This window comes from Actinoplanes utahensis, assembly GCF_016862455.1.
GTDB classification, from domain to species: domain Bacteria; phylum Actinomycetota; class Actinomycetes; order Mycobacteriales; family Micromonosporaceae; genus Actinoplanes; species Actinoplanes utahensis.
In genome coordinates this window covers 1-17,716 of sequence record NZ_BOMZ01000058.1, presented here as the reverse complement: position 1 = coordinate 17,716, position 17,716 = coordinate 1, and the positions used below count along the sequence as shown (strand labels likewise).

The 17,716-nt window shown below is 69.5% G+C and carries 20 protein-coding genes; 9 read left to right on the top strand and 11 right to left on the bottom strand.

The genetic code is table 11. The features are described 5' to 3' along the window. Positions 1–202: 202 nt before the first annotated feature. The 4 genes from qcrB to ctaE are packed head-to-tail and all read right to left on the bottom strand — an operon-like array spanning position 203 to position 4,398. A complete protein-coding gene (gene qcrB / locus Aut01nite_RS21550) occupies positions 203–1,813 on the bottom strand; it encodes a cytochrome bc1 complex cytochrome b subunit (protein ID WP_043523890.1) in 1,611 nt (536 codons plus the stop codon). Next, the gene (qcrA, locus tag Aut01nite_RS21545) at positions 1,810–2,904 is read right to left on the bottom strand and encodes a cytochrome bc1 complex Rieske iron-sulfur subunit (protein ID WP_043523891.1); all 1,095 of its coding nucleotides are present in this window, start codon (positions 2,902–2,904) and stop codon (positions 1,810–1,812) included. Before qcrA ends, qcrB begins: the two co-directional genes overlap by 4 nt. Next, positions 2,901–3,752, bottom strand: coding sequence for a cytochrome bc1 complex diheme cytochrome c subunit (qcrC, locus tag Aut01nite_RS21540; protein ID WP_043523892.1), 852 nt, complete (start codon positions 3,750–3,752; stop codon positions 2,901–2,903). The genes qcrA and qcrC overlap by 4 nt, the downstream gene beginning before the upstream one ends. A gap of 49 nt (positions 3,753–3,801) precedes the next feature. Beyond that, positions 3,802–4,398, bottom strand: coding sequence for an aa3-type cytochrome oxidase subunit III (ctaE, locus tag Aut01nite_RS21535; RefSeq protein WP_043523893.1), 597 nt, complete (start codon positions 4,396–4,398; stop codon positions 3,802–3,804). A 109-nt stretch (positions 4,399–4,507) separates the two neighbouring features. On the opposite strand from ctaE, the gene Aut01nite_RS21530 reads away from it, so the two are divergent. From Aut01nite_RS21530 to Aut01nite_RS21515, 4 genes are all read left to right on the top strand, one after another. Beyond that, the gene (locus tag Aut01nite_RS21530; RefSeq protein WP_236642613.1) at positions 4,508–5,467 is read left to right on the top strand and encodes a cytochrome c oxidase assembly protein; all 960 of its coding nucleotides are present in this window, start codon (positions 4,508–4,510) and stop codon (positions 5,465–5,467) included. Positions 5,468–5,515: 48 nt separating this feature from the next. After that, complete coding sequence (locus Aut01nite_RS21525; protein ID WP_043523947.1) at positions 5,516–5,941, top strand: response regulator; 426 nt, start codon at positions 5,516–5,518, stop codon at positions 5,939–5,941. A gap of 32 nt (positions 5,942–5,973) precedes the next feature. Continuing rightward, complete coding sequence (trpD, locus tag Aut01nite_RS21520) at positions 5,974–7,032, top strand: anthranilate phosphoribosyltransferase (protein ID WP_043523895.1); 1,059 nt, start codon at positions 5,974–5,976, stop codon at positions 7,030–7,032. Positions 7,033–7,198: 166 nt separating this feature from the next. Next, on the top strand, positions 7,199–7,396 hold the full coding sequence (locus Aut01nite_RS21515; protein WP_043523896.1) for a hypothetical protein: 198 nt from the start codon (positions 7,199–7,201) through the stop codon (positions 7,394–7,396). Positions 7,397–7,458: 62 nt separating this feature from the next. Here the strand turns inward: Aut01nite_RS21515 and Aut01nite_RS21510 are convergent, their stop codons facing one another. Together Aut01nite_RS21510 and ctaC are read right to left on the bottom strand one after the other, a co-directional pair. Then, complete coding sequence (locus Aut01nite_RS21510) at positions 7,459–7,917, bottom strand: cytochrome c oxidase subunit 4 (protein WP_043523897.1); 459 nt, start codon at positions 7,915–7,917, stop codon at positions 7,459–7,461. Positions 7,918–7,924: 7 nt separating this feature from the next. Then, positions 7,925–8,854 (bottom strand): aa3-type cytochrome oxidase subunit II, encoded by a 930-nt coding sequence (ctaC, locus tag Aut01nite_RS21505; protein WP_052163463.1) that lies wholly within the window; start codon positions 8,852–8,854, stop codon positions 7,925–7,927. Positions 8,855–9,031: 177 nt separating this feature from the next. Here ctaC and Aut01nite_RS21500 point away from each other — a divergent pair, with 177 nt between their 5' ends. Both Aut01nite_RS21500 and Aut01nite_RS21495 read left to right on the top strand, forming a co-directional pair. Next, positions 9,032–10,177 (top strand): cysteine desulfurase family protein, encoded by a 1,146-nt coding sequence (locus tag Aut01nite_RS21500; protein ID WP_043523898.1) that lies wholly within the window; start codon positions 9,032–9,034, stop codon positions 10,175–10,177. Next, entirely contained in the window at positions 10,174–10,383 is a 210-nt protein-coding gene (locus Aut01nite_RS21495) for a sulfurtransferase TusA family protein (RefSeq protein WP_204037618.1), read from the top strand. The genes Aut01nite_RS21500 and Aut01nite_RS21495 overlap by 4 nt, the downstream gene beginning before the upstream one ends. Here Aut01nite_RS21495 and Aut01nite_RS21490 read toward each other — a convergent pair. The 4 genes from Aut01nite_RS21490 to Aut01nite_RS21475 form a co-directional block, all read right to left on the bottom strand. Further along, the gene (locus tag Aut01nite_RS21490; RefSeq protein WP_043525495.1) at positions 10,376–10,876 is read right to left on the bottom strand and encodes a P-loop nucleotide/nucleoside kinase family protein; all 501 of its coding nucleotides are present in this window, start codon (positions 10,874–10,876) and stop codon (positions 10,376–10,378) included. The genes Aut01nite_RS21495 and Aut01nite_RS21490 overlap by 8 nt on opposite strands. A gap of 17 nt (positions 10,877–10,893) precedes the next feature. Then, entirely contained in the window at positions 10,894–11,871 is a 978-nt protein-coding gene (locus tag Aut01nite_RS21485; RefSeq protein WP_043525494.1) for a carbohydrate kinase family protein, read from the bottom strand. 112 nt (positions 11,872–11,983) lie between these two features. Beyond that, positions 11,984–12,352 carry an iron-sulfur cluster insertion protein ErpA gene (gene erpA, locus Aut01nite_RS21480; RefSeq protein ID WP_043525492.1) on the bottom strand — a complete coding sequence of 123 codons (369 nt, stop codon included), beginning with the start codon at positions 12,350–12,352 and terminating at the stop codon, positions 11,984–11,986. Positions 12,353–12,440: 88 nt separating this feature from the next. Next, on the bottom strand, positions 12,441–13,547 hold the full coding sequence (locus tag Aut01nite_RS21475) for a glycerate kinase family protein (protein WP_043525491.1): 1,107 nt from the start codon (positions 13,545–13,547) through the stop codon (positions 12,441–12,443). Positions 13,548–13,616: 69 nt separating this feature from the next. On the opposite strand from Aut01nite_RS21475, the gene nadA reads away from it, so the two are divergent. The 3 genes from nadA (at position 13,617) to Aut01nite_RS21460 (ending at position 17,041) form a co-directional block, all read left to right on the top strand. Further along, entirely contained in the window at positions 13,617–14,786 is a 1,170-nt protein-coding gene (nadA, locus tag Aut01nite_RS21470; protein WP_043525523.1) for a quinolinate synthase NadA, read from the top strand. A gap of 208 nt (positions 14,787–14,994) precedes the next feature. Next, positions 14,995–16,350, top strand: a complete 1,356-nt coding sequence (murA, locus tag Aut01nite_RS21465) for a UDP-N-acetylglucosamine 1-carboxyvinyltransferase (protein WP_043525490.1) — start codon at positions 14,995–14,997, stop codon at positions 16,348–16,350. Between the two features lie 67 nt (positions 16,351–16,417). Next, complete coding sequence (locus Aut01nite_RS21460; RefSeq protein WP_043525489.1) at positions 16,418–17,041, top strand: DUF3043 domain-containing protein; 624 nt, start codon at positions 16,418–16,420, stop codon at positions 17,039–17,041. A gap of 308 nt (positions 17,042–17,349) precedes the next feature. Here the strand turns inward: Aut01nite_RS21460 and Aut01nite_RS21455 are convergent, their stop codons facing one another. Further along, positions 17,350–17,658: an AzlD domain-containing protein gene (locus tag Aut01nite_RS21455; protein WP_043525488.1), complete on the bottom strand. Its 309-nt coding sequence runs from the start codon at positions 17,656–17,658 to the stop codon at positions 17,350–17,352. Positions 17,659–17,716: the final 58 nt, after the last annotated feature.

Here is a 17,716-nt window from a genome sequence, read left to right as displayed (position 1 = left end):
CGAGATCTTGTGAGTTTCGGGCGAACCGATTCACCTCGACCTCACAAGATCGACAACCGGTGGGGCAAGCAATTGGCCAGCAGGGTCAGCACTGACAACCAGCCGGGGTCTTCGGCACAGCGGACGGGAGGGTGACCGGCGGGCGGGGGGTGAAAAGCGGAAGGCCCACCGGGAATCCCGGTGGGCCTTGCGAGACAGCCGATCAGCGACCGGACTTGATCTCCTCGCGCTTGGTGGATGCGGCGACCGCCGGGGAGACCGGGGCCTCGGCCGGCTTCTCGACCGGGTAGAAGAAGCCCTTGATCGCCGGCGCGAGAGCGCCGATGCGGTTCATCTTCTTCGGGACGGCCCAGCCGGCGTACTCCAGCGGGATCGGGTGGCCGTGGTCGTCGACCGGGCCGAGCGGCTGGTGGATCTCGACGAACTGGCCGTTCGGCAGCCGCTTGATGATGCCGGTCTCGACACCGTGGGCCAGCACCTGACGGTCGTGCTGCTGCAGACCGAGACAGATGCGGACCGAGATGTAGTAGGCCAGCGGCGGCAGGATGAGCAGGCCGATCCGGCCGGCCCAGGTCATCGCGTTGAGGCTGATGTGGAACTTGTCGGCGATGACGTCGTTGGCGCCGGAGAGGGTGGCGACCAGGAAGAAGGTCATCGCCATCATGCCGATGCCGACGCGCTCCGGGTTGTCGCGCGGCCGCTCCAGCAGGTGGTGGCTGCGCTTGTCCTTGAGCTTGCGCGCTTCCAGCCACGGGTACGCCATGGGCAGGGTGAACAGCGCGCCGAGACCGACGACCGCCGGCCAGAACATCGGCGGGATGCTGTAGCCGTTGCCGATCGGGATGTAGATCTGCCAGTTCGGCATGAGACGGACCAGGCCGTCCATGAACATGACGTAGAAGTCCGGCTGGGAGGCCGAGGAGACCTCCGCCGCGCGGTACGGCCCGAACAGCCAGATCGGGTTGATCTGGAACATGCCCGCCATCAGCGCGATCACGCCGAAGACGGCCATGAAGAAGCCGCCCTGCTTCATCGCGTAGCGCGGGAACATGCGCTCGCCGACCACGTTCTCGTTGGTGCGCAGCGGGCCCGGCCACTGGGTGTGCTTCTGCTTGAACACGATGCCCAGGTGGGCCGCGATCAGCGCGAGCAGGATGCCCGGGATGAGCAGCACGTGCGCGATGTAGAACCGGCCGATGATCAGCTCGCCGGGGAACTCGCCGCCGAAGATGGCGGCCGAGAGCCAGGTGCCGATGACCGGGAGGGTCAGCATGATCGCCGAGGCGATGCGCAGACCGGTGCCGGAGAGGCCGTCGTCGGGGAGCGAGTAACCGGTGAAGCCGGCGAAGAAGCCCAGCAGGAACAGCAGGACGCCGATCACCCAGTTGATCTCACGCGGCTTGCGGAACGCGCCGGTGAAGAAGACACGCGCCATGTGCACGATGATCGACGCCATGAAGAGCAGCGCCGCCCAGTGGTGCATCTGCCGCATGAAGAGACCACCGCGCACCTCGAACGAGATGTGCAGCGACGACTCGTAGGCGGCGGACATCATGGTGCCCTTGAGCGCCAGGTACTCGCCGTCGTACGCCACCTCCTTCATCGACGGGTCGAAGAAGAGGGTGAGGAAAACGCCGCTGAGCAGCAGCACGATGAACGAGAAGAGGGCGATCTCACCGAGCAGGAACGACCAGTGGTCGGGGAAGACCTTGTTCAGCAGGCCACGAAGCGGGGTCGCCGCCTGGAACCGGTCGTCCACACCCTTGGCGAAGTTCCTGGGGGCCTCGGCGAGGTCCATTTTTCGGCGCTTCACGGCCGCTCCCAGAAGTCAGGTCCGACGGTGTCCTTGTAGTCGGACGCTGCCACGAAGAAACCTTCCTCATCCACTGTAAGCGGCAGCATCGGCAGACGCCGGGTCGCGGGTCCGAAAACCGGCTGCGCATTGTCGGTGATGAGGAACTGCGACTGGTGGCACGGGCAGAGAAGGCGGTTCGTCTGCTGCTCGTAGAGGCTGGCGGGGCAGCCCGCGTGCGTGCAGATCTTGGAGTAGGCGACGTAGTTGCCGTACATCGAGCCCTTGTTGCGGGGGTCGGCGTCGGCCGCGGCCCGGGTCGTCGCCGCGTCGTCCGCCCGCAGGTGGATGAGCAGCGTCGGCGAGTCGGCGTAGTGGTTCGTCGCGCCGTGCGGGATGCCCGGGTAGACGGTCATCTGGCCACCGGCGCTGACGTCGTCGGGACGGATCGGGCTGCCGTCCTCGCGGGTCAGCCGGACCGGGTTGCCGCCGTTCTTCACCGGGTTGAAGCCGGTGCGGTACATCATCGGCTCGGGGTCCTTGTGCGGGTCCTCGATCATGCCGCCGACCAGCGGGGCCGCGACGGCCAGGCCGAGCGGCGCCGCGCCGAGCGCGATGGCGCCCTTGAGCAGCGGCCGGCGCTGGACACCCAGCTCGTCCGCCACGTACATCATGGTCTGGCCGGTGATCAGCCGCTCCTCGTCGGAGGACGGGTCGCCGTGCCGCTGCTGGATGGACAGCTCGTGCGGCAGCAGCTTCTTCGCCCAGGCGAGGATCGCGAAGCCGAGCGCCAGCAGGCCGAGGCCGAGGGTGACGCCCAGGATCGGGGTGTAGTAGTCGCTCAGCGTGTGGCCGAGCTCGAACTCCCACGGCCAGACGATGTAGAAGACCAGGAACGCGAGCGTGAACAGCCCGGACAGCAGGAACAGGATGGCGATGTTGCGGACGACCCGCTTCTCCGCCTTGGAGTTCTGCCCGTGGAAGTGCGACTCGTACGTGACGATCTCGATGTCGTCGCGGCGGAGGCCCTCCTTGACGATGTCGAACCGGGTGAGGTGCGGGTCGTTGACGTCGACCGGCGTGCCGGTCTCGCCGTGATGGACCGCCGTCATGACTTCCCCGCAATCCAGAGCGACGTGAAGACCAGGATCGTGATGCCGACCAGGAAGATGGCCATGCCCTCGGTCGACGGTCCGTACCGGCCCAGGTTGAAGAGGCCGCCCGGGTCCTTCTCCTCCTGGAGCTGGTACTTGATGTAGGCGGTGATCTGCGCCTTCTGCTCCGGGGTGAGCTGGTTGTCGCCGAAGACCGGCATGTTCTGCGGGCCGGTGAGCATGGCCGCGTAGATCTGCGCGGTGGTGGCGTCGTGCAGGGCCGGGGCGAACTTGCCCGAGGAGAGCGCGCCGCCGCCGCCGCCGAAGCCGTGGCAGGAGGTGCAGTTGACCCGGAACAGCTCGCCGCCACGGGCCAGCGCGGCGGGGTCCTTCGCGATGTCGGCGATCTGCTTGTCGGCCGCGGGAAGCTCCGGGCCGCCACCGATCTCCTGGATGTAGTCGGCCAGTTGCGCGGTCTGCGTGTCGTCGAACTGCCGCGGCTTCTGCTCGGCCTGAGCCTCCTGCCGGGTCATCGGCATGCGGCCGGTGCTGACCTGAAACTCGACGGAGGCGGAACCGACGCCGATCAGGCTCGGGCCGCGGCCCTCGACACCCTGGCCGTCCCGCCCGTGGCAGGTGATGCAGCTGGTGTCGTAGAGCGCCTTGCCCTCACGAGCGCTGGTCGACAGCGGGACGTTGTCCTCGGCGAACGCGCCGGGGGTGAACGCGGTGTAGACGCCGCCGGCCAGGACGAGGGCGGCGAGCATGCGAACCGCCGCGCCGAGCCGCCGGCGCGCCCGGCTGGGTGTGCCGGCCCGCCGGGAGAACACCCGGCCACGCCTGCGGGCGGGGGTGTCAGAAGTCATGGGTTATGTCCCTCTGGTTTGTTGTTGCGATCCTCGCCGTTGGCGCTGGTTACTGAAGCCAATAGATCATGGCGAACAGCGCGATCCACACCACGTCGACGAAGTGCCAGTAGTAGGACACGACGATCGCCGACGTCGCCTGTGCCGGGGTGAAGCGGCCCATGGTCGTCCGGATCATGTAGATGATGAACGCGATCAGACCACCGGTCACGTGCAGACCGTGGAATCCGGTCGTCAGGTAGAACATCGAGCCGTAGCCGTCAGCGTTGATCTTGACGCCGTGGCCGACCAGGGTGACGTACTCGTTCACCTGGCCGAGCACGAAGATCAGGCCCATCACGAAGGTGACCGTGAACCAGCGCCGCAGCGCGAACACGTCGCCCTTCTCCGCCGCGAAGACGCCGAGCTGGCAGGTCACCGAGGAGAGAACCAGGATCACCGTGAAGGTGGTGGCGTACGGGATGTTCAGATGCTCGGTGTTCTTCTCCCACATCTCCGGCGCCGCAGCGCGGATGGAGAAGTACATCGCGAACAACGCCGCGAAGAACATGAGCTCGCTGGAGAGCCACACGATGGTCCCGACGCTGACCATGTTGGGTCGGGTCAGCGAGTGGATCCGGCTCTTGTCGATGGCTGCCGCAGTCACGGCCTCATTATTCATCCGAGATAGGCCCAAGGTCCTCCGGGGTCCCCAAAATGGTCGTGTGGGAGCCCCGGAATAATCCGTGACCAGCCGGTAGGCCTAGCCTGAAGTGGTGGACTCTCACGTTTTGCCCCCACTCGCGGCCGATGCCGGGGACACTGGACTCCCACCGTTCACCCCGGCGGCGTTCTTCACCGAGGTGAACCTGGTCAGCCTGATCGCGCTGGGACTCCTGGTGTCGGCGGCGCTGTACGGGTACGGCGTCTGGCGCCTGAAACAGCGCGGCGACCACTGGTCGGCCGGCCGGACCGCGGCTTTCGTCGCAGGTGGACTGGGGTCCATCGCGGCGGTCACGGTGACCGGGATCGAGGCGTACGACACCACCCTGATCTCCGTGCACATGGTCCAGCACATGGTGCTCTCCATGGTGGGGCCGATCTTCCTGGCCCTGGGCGCGCCGACCACCCTGGCCCTGCGGGTGCTGACGCCGGCCCCGCGCAAGGTGGTGCTGGCCGTCCTGCACAGCCGCTACGTGCGGATCCTCACGTTCCCGCTCGTCGCGTTCGGACTGTTCATCGCGAACCCGTTCGTCCTCTACTTCACCGGCGCGTACCGGCAGACCCTGGAACACGTCTGGGTGCACGAGTTCGTCCACGTGCACTTCATCATCACCGGCTGCCTCTTCTTCTGGCCGCTGCTGGGGCTGGACCCGCTGCCGAACCGGTGGCCGTACCCGGCCCGCGCGCTGCTGATGGTGCTGAGTGTCCCGTTCCACACCGTGCTCGGCCTGACGATCATGCAGAGCAAGGAGCTGCTGGGCGGCGACTGGTACCCGAACCTGGGCCTGAGCTGGCTCGATCCGGCTGCCGACCAGGTCACGGCGGGCGGCATCCTGTGGGCCGGCGGCGAGATCGTCAGCGTCACGATGCTCGGCATCCTGGTGGTCCAGTGGGTCCGCCAGTCGGAGCGGGAGGCCCGCCGGATCGACCGCGCGCTGGACCGGGCCGAGGCGACGGAACATGTGGGGTCGGCGGGCAGACATGCGGGGTCGGCCGGGACCGACGCCGGATAACAAGTTCGGTACGATCGGCGGGACCTGAGACGTGAGGTGGGGCACAAGATGAGCGAGTACACCGTTCTGCTCTACAGCGACGACGCCGCCGTGCGGGACCGGTTCCGGCTCGCCATCGGCCCGCGTCCCGCGGCTGATCTCACTGTCGAGTTCGCTGAGGCCTCCACCTGGGAGGAGTGCCGCCGCCTGCTCGACGAGTACGAGATCGATCTGATGGTGCTCGACGGCGAGGCCACTCCGGCCGGCGGCATCGGCATCGCCCGGCAGGTCAAGGACGAGTACCTGACGCCCCCTCCCACCTGTGTCGTGATCGCCCGGGCCGCGGACCGCTGGCTCGCGGCGTACGCCCAGGTCGACGCCACCATGATCGCGCCGCTGGACCCGGTGACCACCGGGCAGACCCTGGCCGGGCTGCTCCGTGCCCGCCGGGACGGCGCGATCCCGCTCGGAACCCAGGGCACCGTCGCCCGCTGACCTGACGACCCCACACCCCGGGAGGCCCCGCGATGGGCGCACGCACCTGGCCCAATCTGACCAGCGCGCTGTTGCGAGGCGAGGAGCTCGCCGCCGCGGACACCGCCTGGGCGATGGGCGAGATCATGGCCGGCAACGCGACGCCGGTGCAGATCGCCGGTTTCGCGATCGCGCTGCGGGCCAAGGGTGAGACGCCGGCCGAGCTGGCCGGCCTGGTGGAGGCGATGATCGCCAGCGCCACCCTGGTCGCGCTCCCGGAGGAGACCCGCACCAGCGCGGTCGACGTGGTCGGCACCGGCGGCGACCGGGCCAACACGGTGAACATCTCCACCATGGCCGCGATCGTGACCGCCTCCGCGGGCGTGACGGTGGTCAAACACGGCAACCGGTCGGCGTCCTCCACCACCGGCACCGCCGACCTGCTGGAGCACTTCGGTCTGCCGCTGGATCTGGGCCCGGCCGGGGTGGCCCGGACGGTGGCGGAGGCCGGCATCGGTTTCTGCTTCGCCGCGCGGTACCACCCGGGCATGCGGCACGCCTCGGTCCCCCGGCGGGAGCTGGGCGTGCCGACGTTCTTCAACGTGCTCGGCCCGCTGACCAACCCGGCCCGGCCGACCGCGGCGGCGGTCGGCTGTTTCGACCCGCGGATGGCGCCGGTGATGGCCGAGGTGTTCGCCCGGCGCGGCGACTCGGCGCTGGTGGTCCGCGGCGAGGACGGCCTGGACGAGTTCACCACCGCGGCGCCCACCCGGGTCTGGCTGGCCCGTGACGGCAAGGTGGAGGAGCTGCTGGTGGATGCCGTGGACCTGGGCCTGCCCCGGAGCCGGCCGGAGGATCTGCGGGGCGGTGACGTGGCGTTCAACGCCGACGTGGCGCGCCGGACGTTCGCCGGCGAGCAGGGCCCGGTGCGGGACGCCGTGGTGCTCAACGCGGCGGCCGCGTTCGCGGCGCGGGCCGGCTTTCCGGGCGACTTCCACGAGACGCTGCGCGCCGGGATCAAGCGGGCCGCCGAGGCGATCGACTCCGGCGCCACGACCGCTCAGCTGGATCGCTGGGTGGCGGCGGCGCAGGCGGCCAAAGCCGCGGAGTGACCGCAAACTCACTCAACACGCCGTTGGCAATACCCGAGATCACCCCTTTTGCGTGACAACGTCTGAATGACATTCGGGTAACTTTGGTGATGCCAACGGGCGCCCGGCGGCGAACGCGCGCCAGCCGACCGCCCGGGCATGCCAGCGAACCGCGAAGGAGAGATCCGTGCAGGAACGCGAACTCCGCTGCGTCATCTGCGACGGCGACATGCTCTTCGAGGTGCCACCGTGCGAGGACGGCCACGACGACTGCCCCGAGCTGGTCTGCACCCGCTGTGGCGCCGCCGAGGTGGTCGCCCCGATCGTCGTGCACCTCTGGAAACCCGGCAAGGGCATAGCCCCGCACCAGCGCAGCGCTGCCTGACCACGACGCGAAAAAGCCCGCCTCCCCGGGTGAGGAGGCGGGCTTTTCGCGTTGCCGAAGACCTACAGGTGCGCTTCCGGGTGCCGGGTGCCCGAGTAGTACTCGAACAGCAGGCCGCAGGACGAGACGATGACGCAGACCAGGCCGAAGGCCAGCAGCCACCACATCCAGAACACCAGGCCGATGCCGGCGACGGCGGCGGCCAGCGCGATCCCGAACGGCCAGTAGCTGCCCGGGCTGAAGAAGCCGACCTCGCCGGCGCCCTCGGCGATCTCGCCGTCCTCACGGTCCTCCGGGCGCAGGTCGATACGCCGGGCGACGAACCAGAAGAAGCCGGCGCACATCGTGCACAGCAGTCCGGAAAGGATCAGCGCGACCACGCCGACCCACTCCACGCCGCCCTCGTACCCGTGGTCGGTGCCGGAGATGTTGCCGGTGTTGTGCGTGTACAGGCCGTAGACGGTGGCCGCGCCGAAGAGGAACACGGCAACCGCGGCGAAGATCTTGTATTCGGTCCTCACGTCAGCCCTACTTCCCCGCGGCCGCGGTCTCGCCCTGGTTCCAGGTGTGCGCCTGGCGCCGGGTGTTGAACGGAGACGTCTTCGTCGCGTACGGCTCCTCGCCGATCGCGGTCAGCGCCTGCTGCGTCGACTGGCCGGCCTGCCGCGCCGCGAGGTACTTGTCGAAGTTCTCCGGGGTCACGGCGACCAGCTCGAAGTTCATGAACGCGTGGTAGGTGCCGCACAGCTCGGCGCAGCGGCCGACGTACCGGCCGGTCTTGTCGAGGGTGACCTCGAAGACGTTGCGCACGTTGCCCGGGAACACGTCCCGCTTGAACAGCATCTCCGGCACCCAGAACGAGTGGATGACGTCCCGGCTGGTCTCCTCGAACCGGATGGTCTCGCCGACCGGCAGGACCAGGATCGGGATGACGTCGGACGAGCCGACCGTCGACGCGATCGTCTTCTCCGGGCCCTCACCCATGCCGTTGCGGTAGTTGAACTGCCAGTTCCACTTGAACGCGACGACCTCGACGACGTTGTCCGGGTTCTTGGACAGCTTGTCGACGTTGGTCTGCACGATCGCGGTGTAGTAGAAGAGCACCGCGACGATGAGGACCGGCGTGACCGTGTAGAGGATCTCCATCGGCATGTTGAACCGGGTCTGCACGGGCAGGTCCTCGCCGCGCTTGCGGTACCGGATCACACACCAGAAGATCAGACCCCACACGCCGAAACCGACCACCAGAGCGGCGACCGTCGACGCGATCCACAGGTCGTACATCTCATGGGCTTGCAGGGTGATGCCCCGGCTCGGCCACCCGAAGTGCCCGAACCTCTTGCCCAGATCCTCGACCGAGCAGCCCGAGAGAAGTGTCAGCAGCGTCGCGCCGCCGAGACCCAGCCCGGCCGCCCGGCCTACTGCCCGCGGCCGTGTGGCCGAACTCCTTGCGCCCACCTGCTTCTGCCTCCTTAGCAGCGCCGCCTGCCGAAACCGGACTTCTGGCGGCAAGGCTCACCGACGGTCGCACACTACTCGACCTGGCCCCGGCCGCCCGCCACCGGGGGGCGAGCGACCCACCCGGACGGGCTGTCCGGCGAAAGATCCGGATATCCGGACGATACCGTTCCCTGTGTGGATTACACAGGCGATCCGGCCGGGGCGCCCGCTTACCTGGACGCGGCGACCGCCGCGCCGCTGCATCCGGTGGCCCGGGAGGCCCTGCTCGCGTCGCTCGCCGACGGCTGGGCGGACCCCTCCCGGCTCTATGCGGCGGGACGGCGGGCGCAACAGTTGCGCGATGCGGCGATCGGGGTCGTCGCCGAGCTTCTGGGGGTACGACCGGACGAGGTGACCTTCTGGCCGTCGGGCACCTCAGCGGCGCAGGCGGCGGTCCTCGGGGGTCTCGGCGGGCGGAGACGGGCCGGTCGCGGCCTGGTCCACTCGGCGGTCGAGCATTCGGCGGTCCTGCACGCCGCCCGCACCGCGGAGCCCGTCGAGGTCGGCGTGGACCGGCTCGGCCGGCTGGACCTGGACGCCTGGGCGGCGGCGGTACGCCGTCCCGGAGTGGCCCTGGCGAGCCTGATCAGCGCCAGTCACGAGGTCGGCACGGTGCAGCCGGTGGCCGCCGCCGCGGAACGGTGCGCGGAGGCGGGCGTGCCGCTGTTCGTGGACGCGGCGCAGACCGTCGGCCGGGCCGCGGTCCCGCCCGGCTGGTCGATGCTGAGCGCGAGCGCACACAAATGGGGCGGCCCGCCCGGCGTGGGCGTCCTGGTGGTCCGCAAAGGTGTGCGCTGGCTCTCCCCGTACCCCCAGGATGATCTTTATCGCCCCGGCCCGCCGGGCGCGCTGGGCCTGCCGCAGGTGATCGCCGCCGCCGCGTCGCTGCGGGCCGCCGTGAGCGAGGCACCGACCGAGGCGGTCCGGCTGAGCGCCCTGGTGGACCGCATCCGGGACCGGGTCGCGGCGACCGTGCCGGACGTGGAGATCGTCGGCGACCCGGTGGACCGGTTGCCGCATCTGGTGACGTTCAGCTGCCTGTACGTGGACGGGGAGGCGCTGCTGCACGCCCTGGACCGGCACGGGTTCGCGGTGTCGTCGGGCTCCTCGTGCACGTCGTCGACGCTGCGGCCCAGTCACGTGCTGGAGGCGATGGGTGTGCTCAGTCACGGCAACGTGCGGGTGTCGCTGCACCGGGACACCACCGAGGCGGACGTGGAGCGGTTCCTCGCGGTGCTGCCGGACGTGGTGGCCGGCATCCGGACGGAGGCCGGGTTCTGATCACCCTCGACTGCCTGGGGCTGCGATGCCCGATTCCGATCATCCGGCTGGCGAAGGCGATGCCGGGCGTGGCGGTCGGCGAGACCGTGCGGGTGCTCGCCGACGACCCGGCCGCGGCCAACGACATCCCCGCCTGGTGCCGGATGAAGGGCCAGGAGTTCGTCGCGGCCGACGGCCACGTCTTCGACGTGCGCAGGACTATGTGAGGTACTCCACCACCGACGGCACCGGGTCCTTGGCCAGGAACGTGTCGACGACCAGGCGCGGGCCGAGGTACGGCTCGTACTCCGCCTGACGCTCCAGGACGCGCACCCAGTCCGGGACGCCGTCGTGACCACGGACCTTGAACCGCTCCTCGACCCGGCGGCGGTGCTCCGCCTCGTCACCGCAGACCACCTCGACCACCCGCAGCGGCACCGCCAGCCGGTCGGCCAGATCGGTCCACAACTGCCGGGCCGCCTTGACCGGGTTGACCGCGTCGATGATCACGTGATGGCCGATGTCGAGCTGCTGCTCGGCGAGCGCGGCCACCACGCCGTAGGCGGCGAACCCGGGCCGCGGCTCATGCACCCCGTACCGCTGCAGGGTGAAGTCGACGGTGTCGACGGCGAGGACCGCCGCGGGCAGCTCGGCTGCGACCGCGGCGGCCAGGGTGCTCTTACCGACGCCGGGAAGACCGGCGAAAACCGCTAGAACCATGACTGAAGGTCTACGCCTCAGGCCGGCAGGAAGGGCGTGATCTCGGCAGCCGCCTCGTCCCCGTACGCCGCGGCGAAGCGCTTGGTGAAGTCGGACACCTTGATGTCGTACTCCTGGGTGCCGACCGTCTCCAGCACCAGGGCCGCCACCAGCGAGCCCACCTGGGCGGACCGCTCCAGGCCGAGACCCCAGGAGATGCCGGAGAAGAAGCCGGCCCGGAAACCGTCGCCGACCCCGGTCGGATCCTCGCCGATCACGCCCGGGACGACCGGCACGTGGATCCGCTCGATCCCCTTGCCGGTGATCTCCACGCCGTCCTTGCCCAGCGTGGTGACCCGGAACCGCACCTCGTCGAGGATCTGGTCGCCGGTCAGGCCGGACTTGCTCTCCAGCAGGGACCGCTCGTACTCGTTGCAGAGCAGGAACTCAGCGCCCCGGATCAGGGTCAGCACGTCCGAGCCGTCGATCCGGGCCAGCTGCTGCGACGGGTCCGCGGCGAACTTGTAGCCCCGCATCCGGCACTCCTCCGAATGGCGGATCATCGCGGCCGGATCGTTCGCGCTGATCAGCACCAGGTCGATGCCGCCGGCCCGCTCGACCACCGGGGACAGCTCGATGTTGCGAGCCTCCGCCATCGCGCCGGCGTAGAACGAGGCGATCTGGTTCAGGTCGTCGTCGGTGGTGCAGACGAACCGGGCGGTGTGCGCCGTGTCGCTGATGTGCACCGACCCGCAGTCCACCCCGTGCCGCTCCAGCCACGACCGGTAGTCGGCGAAGTCGGCGCCGACCGCACCCACCAGGATCGGCCGCAGACCCAGCTTGCCCATCCCGAACGCGATGTTCGGGGCGATGCCGCCACGCCGGACCACCAGGTCGTCGACGAGGAAGGACAGCGAGACCTTGTGCAGCTGGTCCGCGATGAGCTGCTCGGCGAAACGGCCGGGGAAGTGCATCAGGTGGTCGGTGGCGATCGAGCCGGTGACGGCGATCTTCATTTCGGCCCTCGGGGTCGGGGAAACAGGGTCGTTACGGCTTGAGACTACCGGTCGGTTACGCGGAACAGGCCGCCCCGTTAACGGGACGGCCTGTTCCGGGGTTGCTGTCGGCTCAGTGGAACGAGTCGCCACAGGCGCAGGAGTTCTGCGCGTTCGGGTTGTCGATGGTGAAGCCCTGAGCGTCGATCCGGTCGGCGAAGTCGATGGTCGCGCCCGCCAGATAGGGAGCGCTCATCCGGTCCACCACGACCTCGACGCCGTCGAAGTCGGCGACCACGTCGCCGTCGAGCGAGCGCTCGTCGAAGAACAGCTGGTAGCGCAGGCCGGAGCAGCCACCGGGCTGTACGGCGATGCGCAGGCGCAGGTCGTCGCGCCCCTCCTGCTCGATCAGGGCCTTGACCTTCACCGCGGCGACGTCGGTGAGGATGACGCCGGTCGGGGCGGTCGCCTCGGTCGACTCGGTGTGCGCTTCAGTGGTCACTAGGTATCTCCCTGCCAGGTGCGGTCATGTGCCGTACCAGCCAACGCTAACCCATTCCCCGGGATTCCCAATCTCGCCGACGAACAGATCACCTGCTCCACTGGCCGGCGAGCCGGCCGGCCAGTTCCCGCAGGCCGCGCGCGGGTTCGGCGAGGGCCGTCTCCACGTCGCCGAAATGCTCCACGAGAGTGTGGGTCTCGGTCACCCCGGCGGCCGCCGCCTCCCGCTGGCCGGTCTCGTTGCGTCCCGCCAGCACCACACAGGGCAAACCACGATCGCGGGCGCCCGCCGCGATCCCCGCCACCACCTTGCCGCGCAGCGACTGGTGGTCGAAGGAGCCCTCCCCGGTGATCACCAGGTCGGCGGCGTCGAGCTCACGGTCCAGCCCGATCAGGTTCGTGACCAGATTGATGCCGGAGGTGACCCGGCCGCCCAGCGCGATCAGGGCCGCGCCGATCCCACCGGCCGCTCCCCCGCCCGGCTGCCGCGCCAGATCCGTGACGCCGAACGCCTTCTCCAGCACCCCGGCGAAGTGCTCCAGCGCCGCGTCCAGCAGCAGCACGTCCTCCCGGGAGGCGCCCTTCTGCGGGCCGAAGACGTTGCTGGCGCCGTGCAGGCCGGTCAGCGGGTTGTCCACGTCGGTCGCGGCGACCAGACGGGCCTGCCGCAGGCTCGGGACACCGCCCAGCGACGCCGCGGCGATCAGGGCCGCGCCGCCGTACGGCAGGGCCATGCCCGTCTCGTCCAGCGGGGCGGCGCCGAGCGCGGCGAGCATTCCGGCGCCCGCGTCGTTGACCGCCGAGCCGCCGAGGCCCACCACGATCTCGGCGGCGCCGGTCTCCGCGGCGGCGGCCAGAAGCAGGCCCAGGCCGTACGAGGTGGTGGTCCTCGGATCACGCTCCTCGACGGTGAGCAGGTGCAGGCCGCACGCCTGGGCGCTCTCCACGTACGCGACGCCGTCCGCGTACAGGATCTCGCCGCGCGCCGGGCGGCCCAGCGGGTCGACCGTGTCGACCGGGACGCGCCGCCCGCCGAGGGCGGTGGCGAGCACTTCCACGAAACCGGGACCGCCGTCGGCGAGCGGGCGCTGGACGAGGACGTCGCCGGGGGTGGTCCAGCCGTCCGCGACGGCCTGGGCGACTTCGGGAGCGGAGAGGGTGCCGGCGAACTTGTCCGGACAGATCAGTACGCGCACCCCGCGAGTGTGGCAGCACACTCCCGATGGCGCAGCTACCGTCTCACACCCTGTGCGAACATGGCTGGCGTGACGTCGACCTGGACCGAACCCTCGGACACCCCGCTGACCCTGCTCCTGCTCGGCAAGGGCACCGACCCCGCCAGCGAGCGCGGCGTGGACTGCCCCGGTGATCTCCCCGCTCCCAGCGACCCCGACCTGGTGGCCCGCGCCACCGCGGCGAAGGCGGCCCTCGGTGACCGGGTGTTCGTCCTCGGCCACCACTACCAGCGCGACGAGGTGATCCAGTTCGCCGACGTCACGGGTGACTCGTTCAAGCTCGCCCAGCAGGCGGCGGCCCGGCCGGACGCGGAGTTCATCGTGTTCTGCGGTGTGCACTTCATGGCCGAGAGCGCGGACATCCTGACCAAGCCCGAGCAGAAGGTGATCCTGCCCGACCTCGCGGCCGGTTGCTCGATGGCCGACATGGCCGTGCTGGGCCAGGTCGAGACGGCCTGGGAGCACTTCCAGGATCTCGGCATCACCGACCAGATCGTCCCCGTGACGTACATGAACTCGTCCGCCGACATCAAGGGTTTCGTCGGCCGCAACAAGGGCGTGGTCTGCACCTCGTCCAACGCCAAGCGGGCCTTGACCTGGTCGTTCGAGCAGGGCTCGAAGGTGTTCTTCCTCCCCGACCAGCACCTCGGCCGCAACACCGCCGTGCTGGAGATGGGTTTCGACCTGGACGACTGTGTCCTCTACGACCCGCACAAGCCCCAGGGCGGGCTGACCGACGAGCAGCTGATCAACGCACGGATGATCCTGTGGCGCGGGCACTGCTCGGTGCACGGCCGGTTCACCCTCGACAGCGTCCGCGAGGTGCGCGAGCGGGTCCCCGGCGTCAACGTGCTGGTCCACCCGGAGTGCCGGCACGACGTGGTCCGGGCCGCCGACTTCGTCGGTTCGACCGAGTACATCATCAAGGCCCTGGATGCGGCGCCGGCCGGTTCGGCGTGGGCGGTGGGCACCGAGCTCAATCTGGTCCGCCGGCTCGCGCTCGCCCACCCGGACAAGCAGATCATGTTCCTCGACCGAACGGTCTGCTACTGCTCGACGATGAACCGCATCGACCTCCCCCACCTGGTGTGGACGCTGGAGGAACTGGTGGCCGGACGGGTGCCGAACGTCATCACCGTGGATGAGAAGACCGCCCACGAGGCCAGGGTCGCCCTTGACCAGATGCTCGCCCTACCGTGACGCTGGGTAGCCGTACGAATCCATCCCTTCGGGGGATTCTTTAAGGCCGCCTTAGTCAACAGCATTTAACGGCGTTTCACGCCTCGCCACGGCTGCCGTGGTTGTCACTCAGCGCTATGCTTCCCCGGTTGCAGAATCGGGTACCCCCGCCCGCGCTCTGCCTACTCGACTCCGGGCGCGCCCACGCGCCCACCGGCTGGAGGTTACGTTGACCGACGATGTCCTGATCGTGCACGGCGGTACGCCGCTGCAGGGGCAGATCCGGGTCCGTGGCGCCAAGAATCTCGTCTCCAAGGCCATGGTGGCCGCGCTTCTCGGTGAATCACCGAGCCGCCTCTACGACGTCCCGCGGATCCGCGACGTCGAGGTGGTCAGCGGGCTGCTCGAGCTGCACGGCGTCAAGGTCTCCGCCGGCGCCGAGGACGGCGAGCTGGTGATGGACCCCACGAACGTGGAGAGCGCCAGCACGGACGAGATCAACGTCCACGCGGGCTCCAGCCGGATCCCGATCCTGCTGTGCGGGCCGCTGCTGCACCGCCTCGGTCACGCGTTCATCCCGGACCTGGGCGGCTGCCACATCGGCCCCCGCCCGATCGACTTCCACATCCAGGCGCTGCGCGAGTTCGGCGCGGTCGTCGACAAGACCCCCGAGGGCATGCACCTGAGCGCCCCCAACGGTCTGCACGGCGCCAAGCTGGAGCTGCCCTACCCGAGCGTCGGCGCGACCGAGCAGGTGCTGCTCACCGCCGTCCGCGCGGAAGGCGTCACCGAGCTGCGCAACGCGGCGATCGAGCCGGAGATCATCGACCTGATCTGCATCCTGCAGAAGATGGGCGCGATCATCACGGTGCACACCGACCGGGTCATCGAGATCCAGGGCGTGCCGCGACTGTACGGCTACGAGCACAAGCCGATCCCGGACCGGATCGAGGCCGCCAGCTGGGCCGCGGCCGCGCTCGCCACCCGCGGCGAGATCGAGGTCGTCGGAGCCCGCCAGGCCGACATGATGACGTTCCTGAACGTCTTCCGGAACATCGGCGGCGAGCTGAAGATCACCGACGACCGGGTGGCCCGCGAGGGCGTCTCCGGCGCCGAGGGCGGCATCAAGTTCTGGCACCCCGGCGGCGAGCTCAAAGCCGTCGCGCTCGAGACCGACGTGCACCCCGGCTTCATGACCGACTGGCAGCAGCCGCTCGTCGTCGCGCTCACCCAGGCCCGCGGCATCTCGATCATGCACGAGACGGTGTACGAGCAGCGGCTCGGCTACACCGACGCGCTGAACTCGATGGGCGCCACCATCCAGGTCTACCGGGACTGCCTCGGCGGCACCCCGTGCCGGTTCGGCCGCCGCAACTTCATGCACTCCGCGGTCATCGCCGGCCCGTCCAAGCTGCACGCCGCCGACCTGGTCATCCCCGACCTGCGTGCCGGTTTCGCGCACCTCATCGCGGCACTGGCCGCCGAAGGCACCTCACGGGTCTACGGCGTCAACCTGATCAAGCGCGGCTACGAGGACTTCGAAGCCAAGCTGTCCGCCCTCGGCGCTCACGTCGAGCGGCCCTGACCGGCAATTTAGTCACGATCAACGGCGCGGTGTGTGACACACCGCGCCGTTTGGCTACGCTGCTGACGTGTCCCCGCTGTTTCGCCGCAAGTCAAACGACCTCGTCGCCGACGCCACCTCCTCGGTAACCCCGGAGGAGCCCGACGTGGCGCGCCCCAAGGGCTACACGCCCAGCAAGAAGGAGCTGGGCGTCGTCACGCCGAAACGGACCGCCCAGGGCCGCCGCGTGCAGGACCCCGCTCCGGCCAGCCGCAAAGAGGCCTACAAGCAGCTCCGCGAGCGGCAGAAGGCCGAGCGCCTCGAAGCCAACGAGGGCATGCGCAACGGCGACGAGCGCTACCTGCTCGCCCGCGACCGGGGCCCGGAGCGTTCCCTCGTCCGCGACCTCGTCGACTCCCGCCGCACCGTCGGCTCCTACTTCATCGGCGGCGCCGTGATCGTGCTGATCGGCTCGTCGATCGCCATCCCGGCCGTCCAGCTCGCCAGCAACCTGCTGTGGGCCGGCCTGGCCCTCGCCGTCTTCGTGGACAGCATCTTCATCGCCCGGCGCATCAAGAAGCTGATCAAGGCCCGTTTCCCGCAGACGACGCAGAAGCTGGGCTCACTCTACTTCTACGGCATCATGCGCGGCCTGACCTTCCGGCGCATGCGCATCCCCAAGCCGAAGGTGGAACTGGGCGCGTCGGTCTGACGAAAGCTCTTTCACGGAATGCGGAGGCCGGCCGGCCTCCGCATTCCGTGTTTCCGGGGTTGTCCACAGCGGCGAGATGTCCACAGCCCACCAAGCAGAGATCACCACCCCCCGCCACACTGTCAGCGGGGGCTCCCCCTGGGAGGGCGGGGTCCGCGTCGTGGGCGATTTCTCGGTTCCGCGTCCGCTACGGCGAGAGCGCGCTAGCCATTACTGGGCAAACGCCCTATTCGCTTCTCGCAGTGCGGATCTTGTGAGGTTTCGGCGGGGTACGCGGCGGACCTCACAAGATCACGAAGGGGGCGGCGCTACTCGACGCCGGCGAGGCGGAGCAGGGCGGTCACCGCTGCGGCCACGATGACTACCAGGACGAACGGGGCTTTTCGCCAGGCGAGCAAGGCGCCCACGAGAACTCCCGTCGGGCGGGCGAAACCGGCGAACTCGCTGCCGGCCATCAGGGCGGCGGTTCCGGCGAGCGCGGCCAGCAGGGCGGCGGCCGACATCGGGAGCATTCGCTGCAGCGGGGCGGAGAGCTCCAGGCGGTCACGCAGCAGCACCCCGCTGAGCCGGAACGCGTAGGTGCCGACGGCCAGCACCAGAATCGCGGCGAGCATCATCGCACTCCCTTCTCGGCGTGCAGGTCGGACTGTGGGGAATCGGCGCCGGCCACAGGCA

Bases quoted from the DNA above. Each gene is read 5' to 3' on its own strand.
- qcrA (WP_043523891.1), bottom strand. From the start codon at position 2,904: ATGACGGCGGTCCATCACGGCGAGACCGGCACGCCGGTCGACGTCAAC.
- qcrC (WP_043523892.1), bottom strand. From the start codon at position 3,752: ATGACTTCTGACACCCCCGCCCGCAGGCGTGGCCGGGTGTTCTCCCGG.
- Aut01nite_RS21525 (WP_043523947.1), top strand. From the start codon at position 5,516: ATGAGCGAGTACACCGTTCTGCTCTACAGCGACGACGCCGCCGTGCGG.
- trpD (WP_043523895.1), top strand. From the start codon at position 5,974: ATGGGCGCACGCACCTGGCCCAATCTGACCAGCGCGCTGTTGCGAGGC.
- Aut01nite_RS21490 (WP_043525495.1), bottom strand. From the start codon at position 10,876: ATGGTTCTAGCGGTTTTCGCCGGTCTTCCCGGCGTCGGTAAGAGCACC.
- Aut01nite_RS21485 (WP_043525494.1), bottom strand. From the start codon at position 11,871: ATGAAGATCGCCGTCACCGGCTCGATCGCCACCGACCACCTGATGCAC.
- Aut01nite_RS21455 (WP_043525488.1), bottom strand. From the start codon at position 17,658: ATGATGCTCGCCGCGATTCTGGTGCTGGCCGTCGGCACCTACGCGTTC.